The sequence below is a fragment of the Paenarthrobacter aurescens genome (assembly GCF_025421775.1).
Taxonomy (GTDB): domain Bacteria; phylum Actinomycetota; class Actinomycetes; order Actinomycetales; family Micrococcaceae; genus Arthrobacter; species Arthrobacter aurescens_B.
Map to the genome: position 1 here is coordinate 157404 of NZ_JAOEFX010000009.1, position 13906 is coordinate 171309.

14 protein-coding genes are annotated in these 13906 nt (G+C 63.2%); 9 read left to right on the top strand and 5 right to left on the bottom strand.

Going from position 1 to position 13906, the window contains the following annotated elements; genetic code table 11:
- The first annotated feature begins 2 nt into the window (after positions 1-2).
- Together N7568_RS18635 and N7568_RS18640 are read left to right on the top strand one after the other, a co-directional pair.
- On the top strand, positions 3-734 hold the full coding sequence (locus N7568_RS18635; RefSeq protein ID WP_261611265.1) for an HAD family hydrolase: 732 nt from the start codon (positions 3-5) through the stop codon (positions 732-734).
- Between the two features lie 31 nt (positions 735-765).
- Positions 766-3120: a glycoside hydrolase family 65 protein gene (locus N7568_RS18640; RefSeq protein WP_261611266.1), complete on the top strand. Its 2355-nt coding sequence runs from the start codon at positions 766-768 to the stop codon at positions 3118-3120.
- A 43-nt stretch (positions 3121-3163) separates the two neighbouring features.
- Here the strand turns inward: N7568_RS18640 and N7568_RS18645 are convergent, their stop codons facing one another.
- On the bottom strand, positions 3164-4846 hold the full coding sequence (locus tag N7568_RS18645) for a PucR family transcriptional regulator (protein WP_261611267.1): 1683 nt from the start codon (positions 4844-4846) through the stop codon (positions 3164-3166).
- A gap of 127 nt (positions 4847-4973) precedes the next feature.
- Here N7568_RS18645 and N7568_RS18650 point away from each other — a divergent pair, with 127 nt between their 5' ends.
- From N7568_RS18650 to N7568_RS18675, 6 genes are all read left to right on the top strand, one after another.
- The gene (locus N7568_RS18650; protein ID WP_261611268.1) at positions 4974-6251 is read left to right on the top strand and encodes an alpha-hydroxy acid oxidase; all 1278 of its coding nucleotides are present in this window, start codon (positions 4974-4976) and stop codon (positions 6249-6251) included.
- A 10-nt stretch (positions 6252-6261) separates the two neighbouring features.
- Positions 6262-7203: an ABC transporter substrate-binding protein gene (locus N7568_RS18655; protein ID WP_261611269.1), complete on the top strand. Its 942-nt coding sequence runs from the start codon at positions 6262-6264 to the stop codon at positions 7201-7203.
- A gap of 44 nt (positions 7204-7247) precedes the next feature.
- On the top strand, positions 7248-8171 hold the full coding sequence (locus N7568_RS18660) for an amino acid ABC transporter permease (protein WP_261611270.1): 924 nt from the start codon (positions 7248-7250) through the stop codon (positions 8169-8171).
- Positions 8171-8935 (top strand): amino acid ABC transporter ATP-binding protein, encoded by a 765-nt coding sequence (locus tag N7568_RS18665; RefSeq protein WP_306423033.1) that lies wholly within the window; start codon positions 8171-8173, stop codon positions 8933-8935. Before N7568_RS18660 ends, N7568_RS18665 begins: the two co-directional genes overlap by 1 nt.
- A gap of 32 nt (positions 8936-8967) precedes the next feature.
- Complete coding sequence (locus N7568_RS18670) at positions 8968-9348, top strand: RidA family protein (protein WP_261611271.1); 381 nt, start codon at positions 8968-8970, stop codon at positions 9346-9348.
- 162 nt (positions 9349-9510) lie between these two features.
- Positions 9511-10365 carry an RNA polymerase sigma factor gene (locus tag N7568_RS18675; RefSeq protein WP_261611272.1) on the top strand — a complete coding sequence of 285 codons (855 nt, stop codon included), beginning with the start codon at positions 9511-9513 and terminating at the stop codon, positions 10363-10365.
- Here N7568_RS18675 and N7568_RS18680 read toward each other — a convergent pair.
- The 4 genes from N7568_RS18680 to N7568_RS18695 all read right to left on the bottom strand — a co-directional run bounded on the left by N7568_RS18680 (position 10284) and on the right by N7568_RS18695 (position 13493).
- Positions 10284-10691, bottom strand: a complete 408-nt coding sequence (locus N7568_RS18680) for a hypothetical protein (RefSeq protein WP_261611273.1) — start codon at positions 10689-10691, stop codon at positions 10284-10286. The genes N7568_RS18675 and N7568_RS18680 overlap by 82 nt on opposite strands.
- 159 nt (positions 10692-10850) lie before the next feature.
- The gene (locus tag N7568_RS18685) at positions 10851-12353 is read right to left on the bottom strand and encodes an MFS transporter (RefSeq protein WP_261611274.1); all 1503 of its coding nucleotides are present in this window, start codon (positions 12351-12353) and stop codon (positions 10851-10853) included.
- An 87-nt stretch (positions 12354-12440) separates the two neighbouring features.
- A complete protein-coding gene (locus N7568_RS18690; protein WP_261611275.1) occupies positions 12441-12932 on the bottom strand; it encodes a MarR family winged helix-turn-helix transcriptional regulator in 492 nt (163 codons plus the stop codon).
- Between the two features lie 162 nt (positions 12933-13094).
- Positions 13095-13493 carry a hypothetical protein gene (locus N7568_RS18695; protein ID WP_261611276.1) on the bottom strand — a complete coding sequence of 133 codons (399 nt, stop codon included), beginning with the start codon at positions 13491-13493 and terminating at the stop codon, positions 13095-13097.
- A 75-nt stretch (positions 13494-13568) separates the two neighbouring features.
- Between N7568_RS18695 and N7568_RS18700 the strand changes: the two genes are divergently transcribed.
- Positions 13569-13904: a hypothetical protein gene (locus N7568_RS18700; RefSeq protein ID WP_261611277.1), complete on the top strand. Its 336-nt coding sequence runs from the start codon at positions 13569-13571 to the stop codon at positions 13902-13904.
- Positions 13905-13906 lie beyond the last annotated feature (2 nt).

The window sequence follows — 13906 nt, forward strand, 5'->3', positions numbered from 1 at the left end:
AAATGCACATGACTGATCTTCGTAATGCCTGGACGGGCGCTTCGGCGCTGCTGTTCGACCTCGACGGCGTGCTGACGCCCACTGCCGTGGTGCATGAGCAGGCGTGGCAGGAGCTTTTCGACCGTTACCTGGCAGAGGCCGGCCACCCGCAGGGTTACCAGGAGAGCGACTACTTCGATCACATCGACGGTAAGCCGCGCTTCGATGGCGTCCGGGATTTCCTGACGTCCCGTGGCATCACGCTGCCCGAAGGCCCGGTCCACGACGACCCCGACAATGAGACCGTCCAGGGCTTGGGCAACCGGAAGAACGCCATCTTCAACGAGATCGTGGGTTCGCGCGGTGTTGAACCGTACGAGGGCTCGGTCAAGTTCATCAATGCAGCGGTGGAGCTGGGCCTGAAAGTCGCCGTCGTTTCGTCGTCCCGGAACGCGCCTGCGGTTCTGAAGGCCGCCGGACTCGACCACCACTTCGAGGTGGTGGTGGATGGCCAGGTGGCTGCCGCCGTCGGGCTTCCCGGTAAGCCGGACCCGGCCACGTACGTCTATGGGGCAAGCCTGCTGGGCGTGCCCGTGGAGGAATGCATCGTGGTGGAGGATGCAGTGTCCGGTGTGCAGGCCGGCGCCGGTGCCAACTTTTACGCCGTGATCGGCGTGGACCGCGGAGCAGGCCGGCAAACCCTGCTCGACGCCGGCGCCACGCTGGTGGTCGACGACCTCAACGATCTTCTCTGACCCTACTTTTTTCGAAGGACTTCAACAGCCCATGGCACTCATCAGCTCCGATCGGCTGCGCTTCCCCTGCGAGCCCTGGAAGCTCGTGGAGAATATCCACGTCCCCGGTGACGAAGGATCTCTGGAAACGCTGTTCGCCCTTGGCAACGGACACCTCGGTATCCGTGGCTCGCATTCAACGGCCGGGGACGGCGAACTTCCCGGCACGTTCATCAACGGGTTCCACGAGATCTGGGACATCAAGCACGCCGAGAATGCCTATGGTTTCGCCCGGACAGGCCAGCGGATCGTCTATGTGCCGGATGCCAACAACTTCACGGTTTCCATTGATGGCGAGGCCCTGAGCCTGGCCGAGTCCACGGTGCTGGACTACCACCGCAGTGTTGAGTTCTCCACAGGTGTTTATGAGGAAAGCATCACGTGGGCCTGCCGTTCGGGCGCTACCGTCACCACGGTGGAGCGCCGTGCGGTGGGGTTCGATTCCCGCGGGTGTCTTGGCCTGGAACTGTCGCTGACAGCCGACCGCGACGTGTCCGCGGACATCACGTCCGGCGTCGTGAACCGCCAGGACCAGCCGGTGGAGGACCACTCCGTCCATGACCCGCGCCGTTCCGGCCGGCACGCAGGCCGGGTCCTGCTGCCCCTGCACCTCCAGGGATCCGACGGCTCGCTTCGCCTCGCATGGGAGACGTCCGAATCCCGCCAGCGCGTCGCCATGGCCGTGGACCACTGGATTTCTGCCGAAGGCCAGCCGTTCGAGACCTTGGTGGCGGAGGACGAGTCATCCGTCCGTTACGTTCTGGCCATTCACGACGGCGACACTTTCCGCGTGGAGAAGACGGTCAGTTACGTGGTGGCCGGTTCCAGCGACGCCGAGGACCGCGGCGAAAGCCTCGCCATGGAAGCCGAAGCGAATCTGGTCTCCTTTGCTGAAATTCTGGCCCAGAGCAAGGCACATTACGACGAATACTGGACCACCGCCGACATCTCCATCGGCGGCCAACCGGAGATGCAGCAGGCAGTGCGGTGGGGCTTGTTCCAGTTGGCGCAGGCCACTGCCCGTGCCGGCGTGGCAGGTATCCCGGCCAAGGGCGTGAGCGGTTCCGGTTACGAGGGCCACTACTTCTGGGACCAGGAGGTCTACCTCCTGCCGTACCTGACGTACACCAACCCGTGTGGCGCCCGGAAGGTGCTGGAATCGCGGCATGCCATGCTTCCGGATGCGCGCGTGCGCGCCAAGGAGCTCAGCGTGGACGGCGCGCTGTTCCCCTGGCGAACCATTAACGGCCTGGAAGCCAGTGCCTACTACGCGGCCGGGACTGCCCAGTTCCACATCGCCGCGGCCATTGCTTTCGCAGCCAACCGCTACCAGTGGGCCAGCGGCGATGAAACCTTCAGGGGCGAGCTGGGTGCCGACCTGCTGATTGAGACGGCACGCATGTGGGCTTCGCTGGGCTTCTTCGGCAAGGACGGCATGTTCCACATCCACGGCGTCACCGGCCCGGATGAGTACACCGCCGTGGTCAACGACAACCTGTACACCAACGTCATGGCTCGCTTTAACCTGCGCGTCGCTGCGGGCTTGGAGCACGAGGGAATCGCGGACACTGAGCGGATGGTGTGGCGCCAGGCTGCCGAGCGGATGTCGCTGCCGTACGACCCCCACCTGGAGGTGTTCAGCCAGGACAATGACTTCATGACCCTGGAGCCGTGGGACTGGAACACGCCCAAGTCCAAGTACCCGCTCCTGCTGAATTTCCACCCTTTGGTGATCTACCGCCACCAGGTCCTCAAGCAGGCGGATACGGTGCTGGCAATGTTCCTCCAATGGCAGGACTTCACGGCCGAGGAAAAGCAGCGTGCCTTCGACTTCTACGATCCCATCACCACCGGAGATTCCACCCTGTCCGCGTGCGTCCAAGGCATCATGGCGGCCGAGGTCGGGTATGGCGACGTTGCCCTGAAGCACTTCACCGACGCCCTGTTCATCGACCTGGACAACTCGCACGGGAACACGATCGACGGCGTCCACATCGCCTCCACCGGTGGGATCTGGAGCTCCTTGGTCTGTGGTTTCGCGGGAATGCGTGACCAGGGCGAGGTCCTGCGCTTCGATCCCCGCCTGCCGGTCGAGTGGGAGGGACTGTCCTTCCGGCTCAAAGTCCAAGGACGCCTGCTGGCTGTGGACCTTTCGCAGGGTTCCATCGCGCTGACGCTTGTGTCCGGGCCGGACTACAGCGACGAGCCGCTGCACCTCAATGTGCGGGACCACCACGTCACCGTCGGAGCGGACACCGTCACGGTGCCGCTGGAGACCGTACCGGTTCCGCCGCCGTCGATCTTCCCCAGCGTCTTCCCGACGGCGGGACTTCCGATTCTCCGTTAAGTCCCGCCTTCGCGGGGCTACTTGGCGCTGCTGGAGTCGGGAGCTACTTGGAGGCCAGGTCCATAGTCGTCAGGCGCAGCCACAGCCACAGCCGTTTCTGCGGATCCGCCAGGTCCAGGTTGAAGTCCTCGGCCAGGCGGGTCACGCGGTAGCGGACCGTGTTGTTGTGGACGTGGAGTTGGGAGGCCATGGCGGAGATGTTTCCGTTGGAGGCCAGATAAGCGCGGAGAGTATCCAGGTAGTCCGTTTGCTGCTCGGCGTCGCGGGCCTGGATCCTGGCGATCCCGTCCGTGCCGCCCAGGCCGTTGTCCTCAATGAATGCACCGATCCTCAGCAGGTTCAGCGGGATTTGGAAGTCCTCAAAGAGCGCAACACCCGGCGCTCTTGCATCGCCCGGCGCCTTGCCCTCGCGTGCCTGCAGATTCAGCAGGTGGTGCATGGTTTGCATGGCTTCGGACCTGGACCGGGGCACGTCCTCGACGCTAACGGCGATCCCGCCCACGGTGGCGATGACCGGGTATGAGCTGATGGTGTGCGAGTACGCTTCGATCTCCTGGATGATCCGGCCGTGCACTGCTCTGGGAGAGGTCCCGTTACAGGGCAACAGCGCATAAACGACAGACCCGATCAGTGCACTGTGGCTGGTGCCGAACTGAACGTTGCACACCGTTGTTACCAAGTGCAGCAGCCGATGGATGTCACGCACTGAGTCCAGGCTTCCGGTCTCCGGACGAACGATCGAAAAGGCTGCCACGGCGAGCCCGTTGGCTGTATCCAAGCCCAGTTGGGCAGCAGCGAAAGACGCGTGCGGAGTGTCGTCCATGAGGGTCCGGATGAGGTCGGCGTTGCGCCGTTCGCCAAAGTCGGAGGCTGAGCGCGCGTGCAGCATGTGCAACCCGGCCAAGGGTGCCATCCGGTCCAGTGCGTTCAGCGCGGTGGCGCGTTTCTTCTCACCAGGGTCGATGATCCAGATGGAACCCAGCAGCTCACCGCCTGCCCGGACAGCCAGCGCAAGGCGGGCCATGCCGTCGTCGGGCGCCGGCACCATCACCGCACCCGGTGCGGCGTAGACGATCTTGAAGTCCTGGTCGAAGGCAGGCTGCGTGGTCTCCTGCAAGGTGAGCGTGGTGATGCGCCGGAGTTCATCAATGGGCTGGCCAGGCAGTGTGGAGTAACCCAGGATACGTCCGAGCGGATCCACGATGCTGGCCGCGCCGTTGGTGATGGAAGCCGCGGCATTGGCAAACGCGTAAAGGTCTCCGAGTCGCACTCCCGACACGGAATCCGCCGCCGCGCCCATCACCGATGCCCTGGCCAGGGCCACCAGTCGCGTCCAGTCCGCGCCGTCCGGCGCCACCAGCACCGCCAGGCTGTGGCGAACGGCTGCCGAGCGCAGTTCCTCCATCCGGGCACCGTGGGCTTTGACGATCACCGCCGCTGCGTTGCTGTTCGCTGCCCTGTGGAGGAGTTGATCAAAATCAGGGGATCCGTACGTACATCCGACGGCCAGGATGATGCGGTCGTCCACGCTGGACCAGTGGTCCAGGGGGTCGTACATGAGTACGTCCGAAACGGGGTGCCCGAGGTTCTCCGGCGTGGGATTGGCGTGCACCAAATCGGCCTGCATGAGCTGGATGCAGTCGGACAACCGCACCGCGGATTGCTGCATCCCTGATTGGGTACGCTCGGCTTGAAGTGGATCCGTAAGCGACGCTGCTTTGTCCATGCCTGGACGTTATCACAAGGTGGTTTCCCATCTTGTGGAGGAATTCACATATTGAGCGAGAGAGATCTGCGTCACCATTGGGAAGGAAGCTGGGAGGGTAACCCAGCAGGAACGCAGAGGACACACCATGAAACTGAAGGACATCAAGGCTCTCGCCTCGGTGCAGGGGCCGGCCCGATCCGTCTCGGAGCGCCTGTCCAGGAAATGCTACAGCGTGGAGGACATGCGGAAGCTGGCAGCCAAGCGCTTGCCCAAGAGCATCTTCGAATACATCGAAGGTGGCGGCGAAGACGAGGTCTCCCTCCGCCGCAACCGGTCCTCATTCGACGAATGGTCCTTCCTCCCCAAATGGGGTTCCGTGGACAATTTGAACCTCGGCTCAACACTCCTGGGCGGACCCGTTTCCATGCCGGTCACCCTCTCGCCCACTGGCGGTACCCGGCTGTTCCACCCCCAGGGTGAGTCCGCCGTCGCCCGGGCAGCGCTCGCCGAGGGTATTCCGTACGGACTGGCCCACCTCAGCACCACCACCATGGAAGACGTCAGCGCGGCGGCCCCGGGTCTTCGCCGGTGGTTCAACCTGGAACCCACCTCGGACAAGGGCCTCCTGCAGGCAGTCCTGGACCGGGTGTCCAACGCAGGCTACGAAGCCCTGCTGGTCAATGTCGATTGCCGGGCCATCGGACACCGCGAGCGCGATTACCGCAACGGATTTACCGCCCCGCCGTCCATCAAGCCGAAGACGGTTGTGGAGGGAATGTTGCACCCCGCATGGGCGCTGGGGTTCCTGGCCAATGACGCGATCGCCTTCCCCAACCTGGACGCTGAGGTGCCGGATGGGCCGCTCGCCAGCTCGCCGGACATGTGGCGCACGCTGCTCGCCGGGTCCTATGAGCCCACCGATTGGGACGACATCCAGGACCTGCGGGAACGTTGGAACGGTCCGATCGTGCTGAAAGGCGTAGTGAACGCGAACGACGCCGCGCTGGCAGCTGCCATGGGAATCGATGCCATCCAGGTCAGCAACCATGGTGGACGGCAGTTGGACCACATGGCAGCACCGCTGGACGTCCTTCCGGACATCGTCGAGAGGACTGCAGGGCGGATGGAGATCATCGTCGACGGCGGTATCCGCCGGGGTTCGGACGTCGTGAAGGCCCTGGCACTCGGAGCGGACGCCTGCTCCATCGGCCGACCCTACTTGTACGGGCTGGCCGCCGCCAGTGAAGCGGGCGTAGCCCACGTCCTGAAAATGTTCCGGGCCGAAATGACCCGCACCATGATGCTCCTCGGAGTGTCCACCATCGAGGAACTGCGTACCGAAGGCCGGGACTTGATCCGGCACCGCAATGAAGCGTTCACCCGCACCCAACCCACAGAGCCCACCTGGGCTTTGCAGAAATGAGCATCCCGACATGAAAAATCCACCAGCGACCCACCGCACCAAGGCCGGCCTGCCGGGCGTCGTCGTCACGGCAGCCCTCATGCTGGCAGTGACGGCCTGCAGCCCCGCCGGCAACGCATCGACGTCGAACCCGTCCGGCGACGCTGCCGGAGCGGGCACCGGCGTCCCCGCCGTGGAAGTCAACCAGGCCGCCGTCGACCTTCTCCCGGAGTCCATCAAGGCTTCCAAGGTGCTGCGCGTGGCCATCCCCACCAACGAGCCGCCGACGCAGTTCTATCGCGAAGGCACGCAGGAAATGACCGGAACCAACCCCGACGTGGCCCGTCTCATCGGCGAGGCATTGGGTGTCAAAGTGGACATCCAGGTGGCCAACTTCGACTCCATCATTCCCGGCCTGGCGGCCAACCGTTACGACATGACGGTCTCCTCCATGACACCCACGGAGAAGCGCATGGAAGTCCTGGACTTCGTGGACTACATGCAAATCGGTAACGCGATCGCTGTTCCCAAGGGCAACCCGGCAGGCATCAAGGACGAGAACGCACTCTGCGGCAAGAAGGTAGGACTCCTCACGGGCTCGTACCAGCTGACCGTCAACGTTCCTTCATACGACGAAGCGTGCGTCGCGGCCGGCAAGGAAGCCATCCAGAAGAGCGAATTCCAGGACACCCGGCAGGCAATCTCCGCCCTGACCAGCGGTCGACTGGACACGGTGCTGGCTGACTCGCCCATCCTGAATTACGCAGCTACCCAGAACCCGCAGATCGAGGTTGCCCGTACGTACGAGTTCGCTCCCGTAGGGGTGGGGATGCCGAAGGAATCAGGCTTGGTGAAGTCCGTTTCCGCAGCGCTGGATGCCGTGATCAAGAGCGAGTCCTACATCAAGGTCCTCGGAAAGTATGGCCTTGAATCCAGCGCCATCACCGACGCCCGCGTCAACTTCGCCCAGTGAAGTCCAGCCCATTGACGAATTCTCCGAGAAAAGAGGTGACGGCCATGAGTGAGCAACCCTCAGTCCCCGATATCAAGGAGCCGGCCACATCAGCGGCTGGTGACTCCATCCCGGTGGTGCCGCTGAAGCATCCGGTCCGTTTGGCCCTTGCAATCGTCCTCATCCTGGTGGCGCTCAGCGCGGCCTGGGATGTGGCAGTGAACGAGCGCTACCGCTGGGACATCGTGGTGTCCTACCTGTTCGCCCCTCAGATTCTTGCCGGCGCCGGGCTGACGCTCCTGCTGACCGTAGTGTCCATGACCGTCGGAATCGCCTTGGGTACTTTGCTGGCGATCATGCGGCTCTCCGACAACCCGATCCTGAGCACCATCAGTCGCGGCTACATCTGGTTCTTCCGTGGAACGCCGCTGCTGGTCCAACTGATCTTTTGGTACAACATTGCGGCCCTGTATCCCGTTATAGCCTTTGGGCTTCCGTTCGAGGGACCGTCCGTGGTCCTGGGCTCCGCCAACGTGCTGATCTCGCCGTTGGGGGCGGCGCTCCTGGGATTGTCCTTGAATGAGGCAGCGTACATGGCCGAGATCATCCGAGGCGGCATCGGCTCCGTGGATAAGGGCCAGTACGATGCAGCCCGTGCCCTGGGAATGAGCGGTGGCAAGCTGATGAACCGGGTCATCCTGCCCCAGGCCATGCGCGTGGTTCTCCCGCCCACCGGCAACCAGGTCATTTCGATGCTGAAGGGAACATCCTTGGTGAGTGTCCTGGCGATCTCGGACCTGCTCTACTCGGCCCAGATCATCTACGCCAACAACTACCAGACCATTCCGCTGCTGATCGTAGCCAGCCTCTGGTACCTGCTCATGACCACCGTCCTGAGCTTCTTCCAAAACAAACTTGAACGCCGTTACGGACGTGGCTTCGACTCAGCGCCCCGACGGATCCGCAAGCCCAAGACAAGGACAGCATGATGACTACCGCCATGGTGGAAGCCCGGGGAGTCCGGAAGAACTTCGGCGTTATCGAAATCCTGAAAGGCATTGACCTTAGGGTCGAAAAGGGCTCGGTGACCTGCCTGATCGGCCCGTCCGGTTCCGGCAAGACCACGTTCCTGCGGTGCATCAACCATCTGGAAAAGGTTGACGCAGGCCGCCTGTATGTTGACGAGCACCTGGTGGGCTACGCAGAGCGCAACGGGAAGCTCTACGAAATGAAGGAACGCCAAACTGCGCGTTCACGGCTCAACGCGGGCATGGTATTCCAACGCTTCAACCTCTTCCCGCACATGACCGTGCTGGAGAACATCATCGAGGCGCCCGTGCACGTGCTCGGCCGGCCCCGGCGCGAGGTTGTTGTGGAAGCCCAAGCCCTGCTTGACCGGGTGGGCCTGGGCAACCGCGGACACTCCTATCCCCAAGAGCTTTCCGGCGGACAGCAGCAGCGCATCGCGATCGCCAGGGCGCTGGCCATGAAGCCCAAGCTGATGCTCTTCGACGAGCCAACTTCCGCGCTTGACCCCGAATTGGTAGGCGAAGTCCTGGACGTGATGAAGTCCTTGGCCGAGGCCGGAATGACCATGGTTGTGGTCACGCACGAACTCGGCTTCGCCCGGCAGGTGGCCGACCAGGTGGTCTTCATGGACGGGGGAGTGGTGGTCGAAAGCGGCCCGCCCGAGGAAGTCCTGGACAACCCCCGGCAGGAACGCACCAAAGCGTTCCTCTCGAAGGTCCTTTAGCCACTCTTTTCAACAGCAACGAAAGGCACTACATGTCCCGCCTCCAAGTCGCAACAGACCTGGCACCCAGCCCTGCCGGCCCCTACTCACAGGCCATTGTGGCCAACGGATTCCTGTACACCGCGGGCCAAACGCCGCACGACCCCATCACGGACGAGCGTGTTGGGATCACGATCGAGGAACAAACCATCCAGGCCATGAAGAACCTGGGTGAGGTCCTGGGTGCCCACGGTCTGGACTTTTCCCACGTGGTCAAAGCGACCGTGCACCTCCACCACCCGGGGCGCGACTTTGATGGCTTCAACGCCATCTATGAAAAGTACGTCGTGGCCCCTTACCCGGCGCGGACCACCGTTGGTTCGTTCCTGGGCGACTTCCTGGTGGAGATCGACGTGGTCGCGGCCATCCCGTAACAAACGCCCCGCAAGAACGTCCCAAGACCTTTCTCGCGGCCCCGTCCGGTGCATGTTACAGCGCATTGGGCGGGGCCTTCCTTGACTGCGCCCACAACACGGCCGCATCACGTCGATCCCTGCAGCTCCGGCCAGGCTTGTCCATCCCTTGAAAGGCCCGTTATGTCAGTGCAAAATATGCCCTGCCCAAACCGCGGTGACCCCGCTGCCGCAGAACCACTGAGCGACCAACAGTTGCTGGCGATGGTGCGGGGAGGCGATGTTGCCGCCTTTGGTGAACTGTTCATCCGGTACCGGCGGGTGGGAGGTTTCGTGGCCCGCACGGAATCAAACAACTCGAGTGACGCCGCGGACATAGTGGGTGAAGCGTTTGCCGCCGTCTTCCAGGCGATCATCAAGGGCGGGGGTCCTGTGGAGTCATTCCGGCCCTACCTCCTGACCACCATCCGCAGGATGGCCCACCGGAAGAACCAGACGTCCGCCAGGCTGGTCCTCATTGACTCCAGCGCGGTGGATGCCCTGGCCTTTGCCGGTGACGATCACGTGCTGGGGACCCACGAGAGCTCCATTTTGGTGCACGCGTTCCGGGAACTTCCCCGGCGCTGGCAGGATGTGCTCTGGTATGTGGACGTTGAGGGCCTCAAGCCGGCACAAGCCGGCCCGTTGCTGGGGCTGACCCCGAATGCCGTGTCCTCCTTGGCCATGCGTGCACGCGAGGGGCTCCGGCAAAGGTACCTGCAGAAGCATGTGGGCGAGCCCACCATCCGGTCCTGCGCACTCTATCTGAAGCATTTCGGCAGGTATGTCCGCAACGGTTTGAGCAGAAATGCGCAGGCCAGAATAAGGCGCCACACGGATCAATGCCACCATTGTTCAGCCGTCCTGGCGGAACTCCGGGAGATTCAGGCTTCCATGGGCGCCAAGGCCAGCCAGTCTCAGGCGGCGTCCTTGTCCGGGGCGACTGATGTCTGTCCTGCCACCGCTTCGTCTCCGACCGGCGCCGTTCCGGACGCCTGATTCCCCGCCGAACGTCGACGCTCCAACTCGCAGTTGATGAGGTCCAGCAGCGCCTGCGCTGGTTCGGATAAGTGATGCGTGTCCGGTGACCCGAGTTGGTCGCAATGGATCAGTACGTGGCGGATACGTTCCAGCTCCCGAGACGGCACCAACGGCCAGCGGTGGAACAGTTGACGGACTGCGATCGCTCCGAGGAGGGCATCGGGCTTGTTTGCCACGCCATGGTTGCCGTGTTGAGCGGCTGCCCGTCGCCTGGCGATGGTGGCCGCCGAGAGCGCGACGCCATGGGCCATGAGATTCTCGGCCTTGAGTGAATTCGGGGCCATGGGGACCTCCCCGGGTAGGGCGAAGGAAGCCGTATGCCTGACTTTGAAATTAGCTTACAGAATGTGACTTATGTCATGTCAATATTAAGGCGGAATATCCGCCGCGCCGTACTAAAGATGCGGGCGCCGCCACCCGGACAGGGTGGCGGCGCCGGTCGTTCAGCCCAAGTGAACGTGCGGGGTATCGCTTGTTCCGCTGAAGCTCTTGCGGTCGATCCTGATCAGGAGAAGTGCGAGTGGGGTTATCAAAACCGCCACTCCGGCCGCCCAAAGGAACACCATTGAATAGCCCGAGGTCAGCGCCGCAAGGGGTCCGCCGCCAGCCGCCGTAGTGGTCGCTGCCGCGGTGGTAGCAGCCGCGATGGCACTGAAGAGTGCGATGCCCAGCGATCCGCCGATCTGCTGCGAAGCGTTGACCAGGGCGCTGGCCACCCCGGCGTCGTCCTTGTCCACTCCGAAGAGGGCCAGGTTCTGCATGGGGACGAAGACCAGGCCCAACCCGATGCCCATGAGGATCAACGCAGGCAGCATGTTCACCGCGTACGTCCCGTCCGGCGTGACCTGAGTGAGCCACAGCATGGCTGCGGCCATGAAGACCGGACCCACTGCGCTGGGGACCTTGGCGCCCAGCCGGGGCAGGTTCTTCGCCGCAACGCCCGCCGTGACGATCAGCACCACCGTCATGGGCAGGGACGCGATTCCGGCCGCGAACGGGGCGAAGCCCAGAACGATCTGGAGGTAGAAGTTGATGAACAGGATGCCGCCGATCAGCACTGCTCCGGCGAGGAAGGACGCCAGGAACGCGGCGGCGCGGTTGCGCTCGGTGGCGACGCGCAGCGGAAGTAGTGGGTTCTGGACCTTGCGTTCGACGGCGACGAAAAGTACCAGCAGCAGCGCACCTGCCGCAATGAAGCCCCACGATTCCACCGCACCCCAGCCGTGTTCGGCGTTGGCGAAGCCGTAGACCAAAGAGCCCAGGCCCAAGGCGGCAAGAACGACGCCGGGCCAGTCGTATTTGGTGGAGCCTCCCGCTTTGCTTTCGCCCACCAAAATCCACACACCGATCAGCGCGAAGACCGCGATGGGTACGTTGACGAAGAAGCACCACCGCCACGAGACAAACTCGGTGAGGAAGCCGCCCAGCAGAACTCCCGCCGCTGCGCCGACGCCGCTGATGGAGCCGAAGATGGCGAAGGCGGTGCCGCGGTCCTTGCCGCCGGGGAAGGCCACCGTCAGGAGTGCCAGGGCCGCCGGCGCGAGGAGGGCGGCGAAGATGCCCTGAAGTGCGCGGGCTCCGATGAGTTCCCAGGGCTGCTGGGCCAATCCGCCGATGAGTGATGCCGCCGCGAAGCCCGCTGAGGCCGTGATGAAGGTCCGCTTCCGTCCCCAGAAATCGGAGATCCGCCCGCCCAGGAGGAGGAAGGCGCCGAAGACGAGGGCGTACGCGGTGACCACCCAGGAGCGGGTGGAATCGCTGATGCCCATTTCCAGTTGGAGGCGGGGGAGTGCCAGGTTCACGATGGTGCCATCCAGGACCACCATGAACTGGGCGAGGGCCAGGAAGGGTAGGGCCCGCCAGCCGATGTTGCCTTTACCGCCCGGTGGGGCTGGTGTGTTTGCTTGGGCTTGTCCGCCCGATGTCTCCAGTAGTTGCGATGCCACGCGTCACCCATTCTTGAAAGTAGTAATACTTATAAAAGTATAAGTACTTAAGGTGGCGGGCGTAAGCCCGGATCAGGGTGACGTGCCTTACGTGTTCCTGGGCTGCGGAAGCTTGGGGTGCGCCGGGTCCATCTCAGGTTCTGAAAGGAACGAAGCCAACCGCTGCAGCGCCGGAAGGCTGGCCGCGATCTGCTCGCGCTCTTCGGGAAGCAGGCGGGCGCTCGCCGCGATGATGGCGTCAGCCCAACCATTCTCCAGGAGCGCCTTGATCCGTCTGGATTCGTCCGTGGGGTGGAGGGAAACGTAGCGCTTGTCTGAGGCATCCTTGACACGTGTAACCAGGCCGGCAGCCACGAGCTCGCGCAACTGGGAACTGATGTTGCTCAACTGCCGCCCAAGTCTGGCCGCCACCTCGGCAACGGTGACACCAGGATGGCTTTCAACAACGCGAAGGATTTCCAGCACACCATTCGAGATGGGGCGGAGGCCGGTCTCATTCAGTGACTTGCGGCGAATGTCGGACGAGATATCAATCATGCAGACGGCCAACGCCACATGGTCCACTGGCTTTTCTCCCATCCGTCAAGCATAGGGGGGTGCCTCGCCACCTGGACGGTGTTGTCCCTTCGGGCGGGATGTACGAATCGGGCGGACAGGGAGCGCAGCGGGTTCATAAAAGAGTCCCGAACCTACGTCTCGGTGTACCGGCTGACTAAGCGCTGAGGCCAAAGCCGTTGCTGATTATTTCTCTGTCTGAGCGAACAAACGTCGCATCCCTCCACGCGCCAGCATCAGCACGACGATAAGGGCGGTCACCGCGAAGAAGCCGCCGAGTTGCACGGCGTCGCCGAACACGAAGGCAACAAGCTCAAGAACCACGAACTTGCTTCCCGGCATGACAAGCAGCAGCGCAACAACGCTTATCACGCGGACCGCCACGGTGGTCTGTTCACTGCGGATTCGGCCAACGATGCTTCTCTTGGCCAGTAGCACTGCCTCAAGCACAACCTTGAGCAGGATGGCAGTCAGAAGCGCCAACAGGAAAGACTCGGAAATAACGGCGGGAAACAGTTGGATGAACACGCCCAACACCACAAGGTAGACGAACACATCTACTAGATCGATGGGACGCAGCCGCATCCGGTGAGCGTATCAATCCCGGCATCGGTGGGCTAGGGGGAAGGTTGCCCCATGCTCGATTGCTAGGCTGGACTCATGACCCGTCGACTTGCAGCCCTGTCCGCCGTCCCCGTTTTGCTGCTGCTCGTCGGCTGCGGAGCCGTTGAGGAAGCAGCCGGAAACGCTGCAAGTGAGGCCGCGTCAAAGGTTGCCACCGCAGCCGCAGACGAAGTGACCAAGCAAATCTGCGCAGTTGTCCAGGATGGCTTGGTGGGCGTCGAAGACAAGCAGGTACTCGCTGGCCTGGTGACAGCCGCCGATGCCGCAGGCGTCCCCTCCGACATCACCACGCCCCTCCGCCAGATCGCCGACGCCGGCGACCAAGTACCGGCCGAGTCCGTTCAAGCATTGAAGGATGCTTGCCCGGCATAGCA

Excerpts from the sequence above, each read along its gene's own strand:
- N7568_RS18645 (WP_261611267.1), bottom strand. The coding sequence starts at position 4,846 with ATGGACAAAGCAGCGTCGCTTACGGATCCACTTCAAGCCGAGCGTACC.
- N7568_RS18660 (WP_261611270.1), top strand. The coding sequence starts at position 7,248 with ATGAGTGAGCAACCCTCAGTCCCCGATATCAAGGAGCCGGCCACATCA.
- N7568_RS18695 (WP_261611276.1), bottom strand. The coding sequence starts at position 13,493 with ATGCGGCTGCGTCCCATCGATCTAGTAGATGTGTTCGTCTACCTTGTG.
- N7568_RS18655 (WP_261611269.1), top strand. The coding sequence starts at position 6,262 with ATGAAAAATCCACCAGCGACCCACCGCACCAAGGCCGGCCTGCCGGGC.
- N7568_RS18700 (WP_261611277.1), top strand. The coding sequence starts at position 13,569 with ATGACCCGTCGACTTGCAGCCCTGTCCGCCGTCCCCGTTTTGCTGCTG.
- N7568_RS18650 (WP_261611268.1), top strand. The coding sequence starts at position 4,974 with ATGAAACTGAAGGACATCAAGGCTCTCGCCTCGGTGCAGGGGCCGGCC.
- N7568_RS18640 (WP_261611266.1), top strand. The coding sequence starts at position 766 with ATGGCACTCATCAGCTCCGATCGGCTGCGCTTCCCCTGCGAGCCCTGG.
- N7568_RS18635 (WP_261611265.1), top strand. The coding sequence starts at position 3 with ATGCACATGACTGATCTTCGTAATGCCTGGACGGGCGCTTCGGCGCTG.
- N7568_RS18670 (WP_261611271.1), top strand. The coding sequence starts at position 8,968 with ATGTCCCGCCTCCAAGTCGCAACAGACCTGGCACCCAGCCCTGCCGGC.
- N7568_RS18680 (WP_261611273.1), bottom strand. The coding sequence starts at position 10,691 with ATGGCCCCGAATTCACTCAAGGCCGAGAATCTCATGGCCCATGGCGTC.
- N7568_RS18675 (WP_261611272.1), top strand. The coding sequence starts at position 9,511 with ATGTCAGTGCAAAATATGCCCTGCCCAAACCGCGGTGACCCCGCTGCC.
- N7568_RS18690 (WP_261611275.1), bottom strand. The coding sequence starts at position 12,932 with ATGGGAGAAAAGCCAGTGGACCATGTGGCGTTGGCCGTCTGCATGATT.
- N7568_RS18665 (WP_306423033.1), top strand. The coding sequence starts at position 8,171 with ATGACTACCGCCATGGTGGAAGCCCGGGGAGTCCGGAAGAACTTCGGC.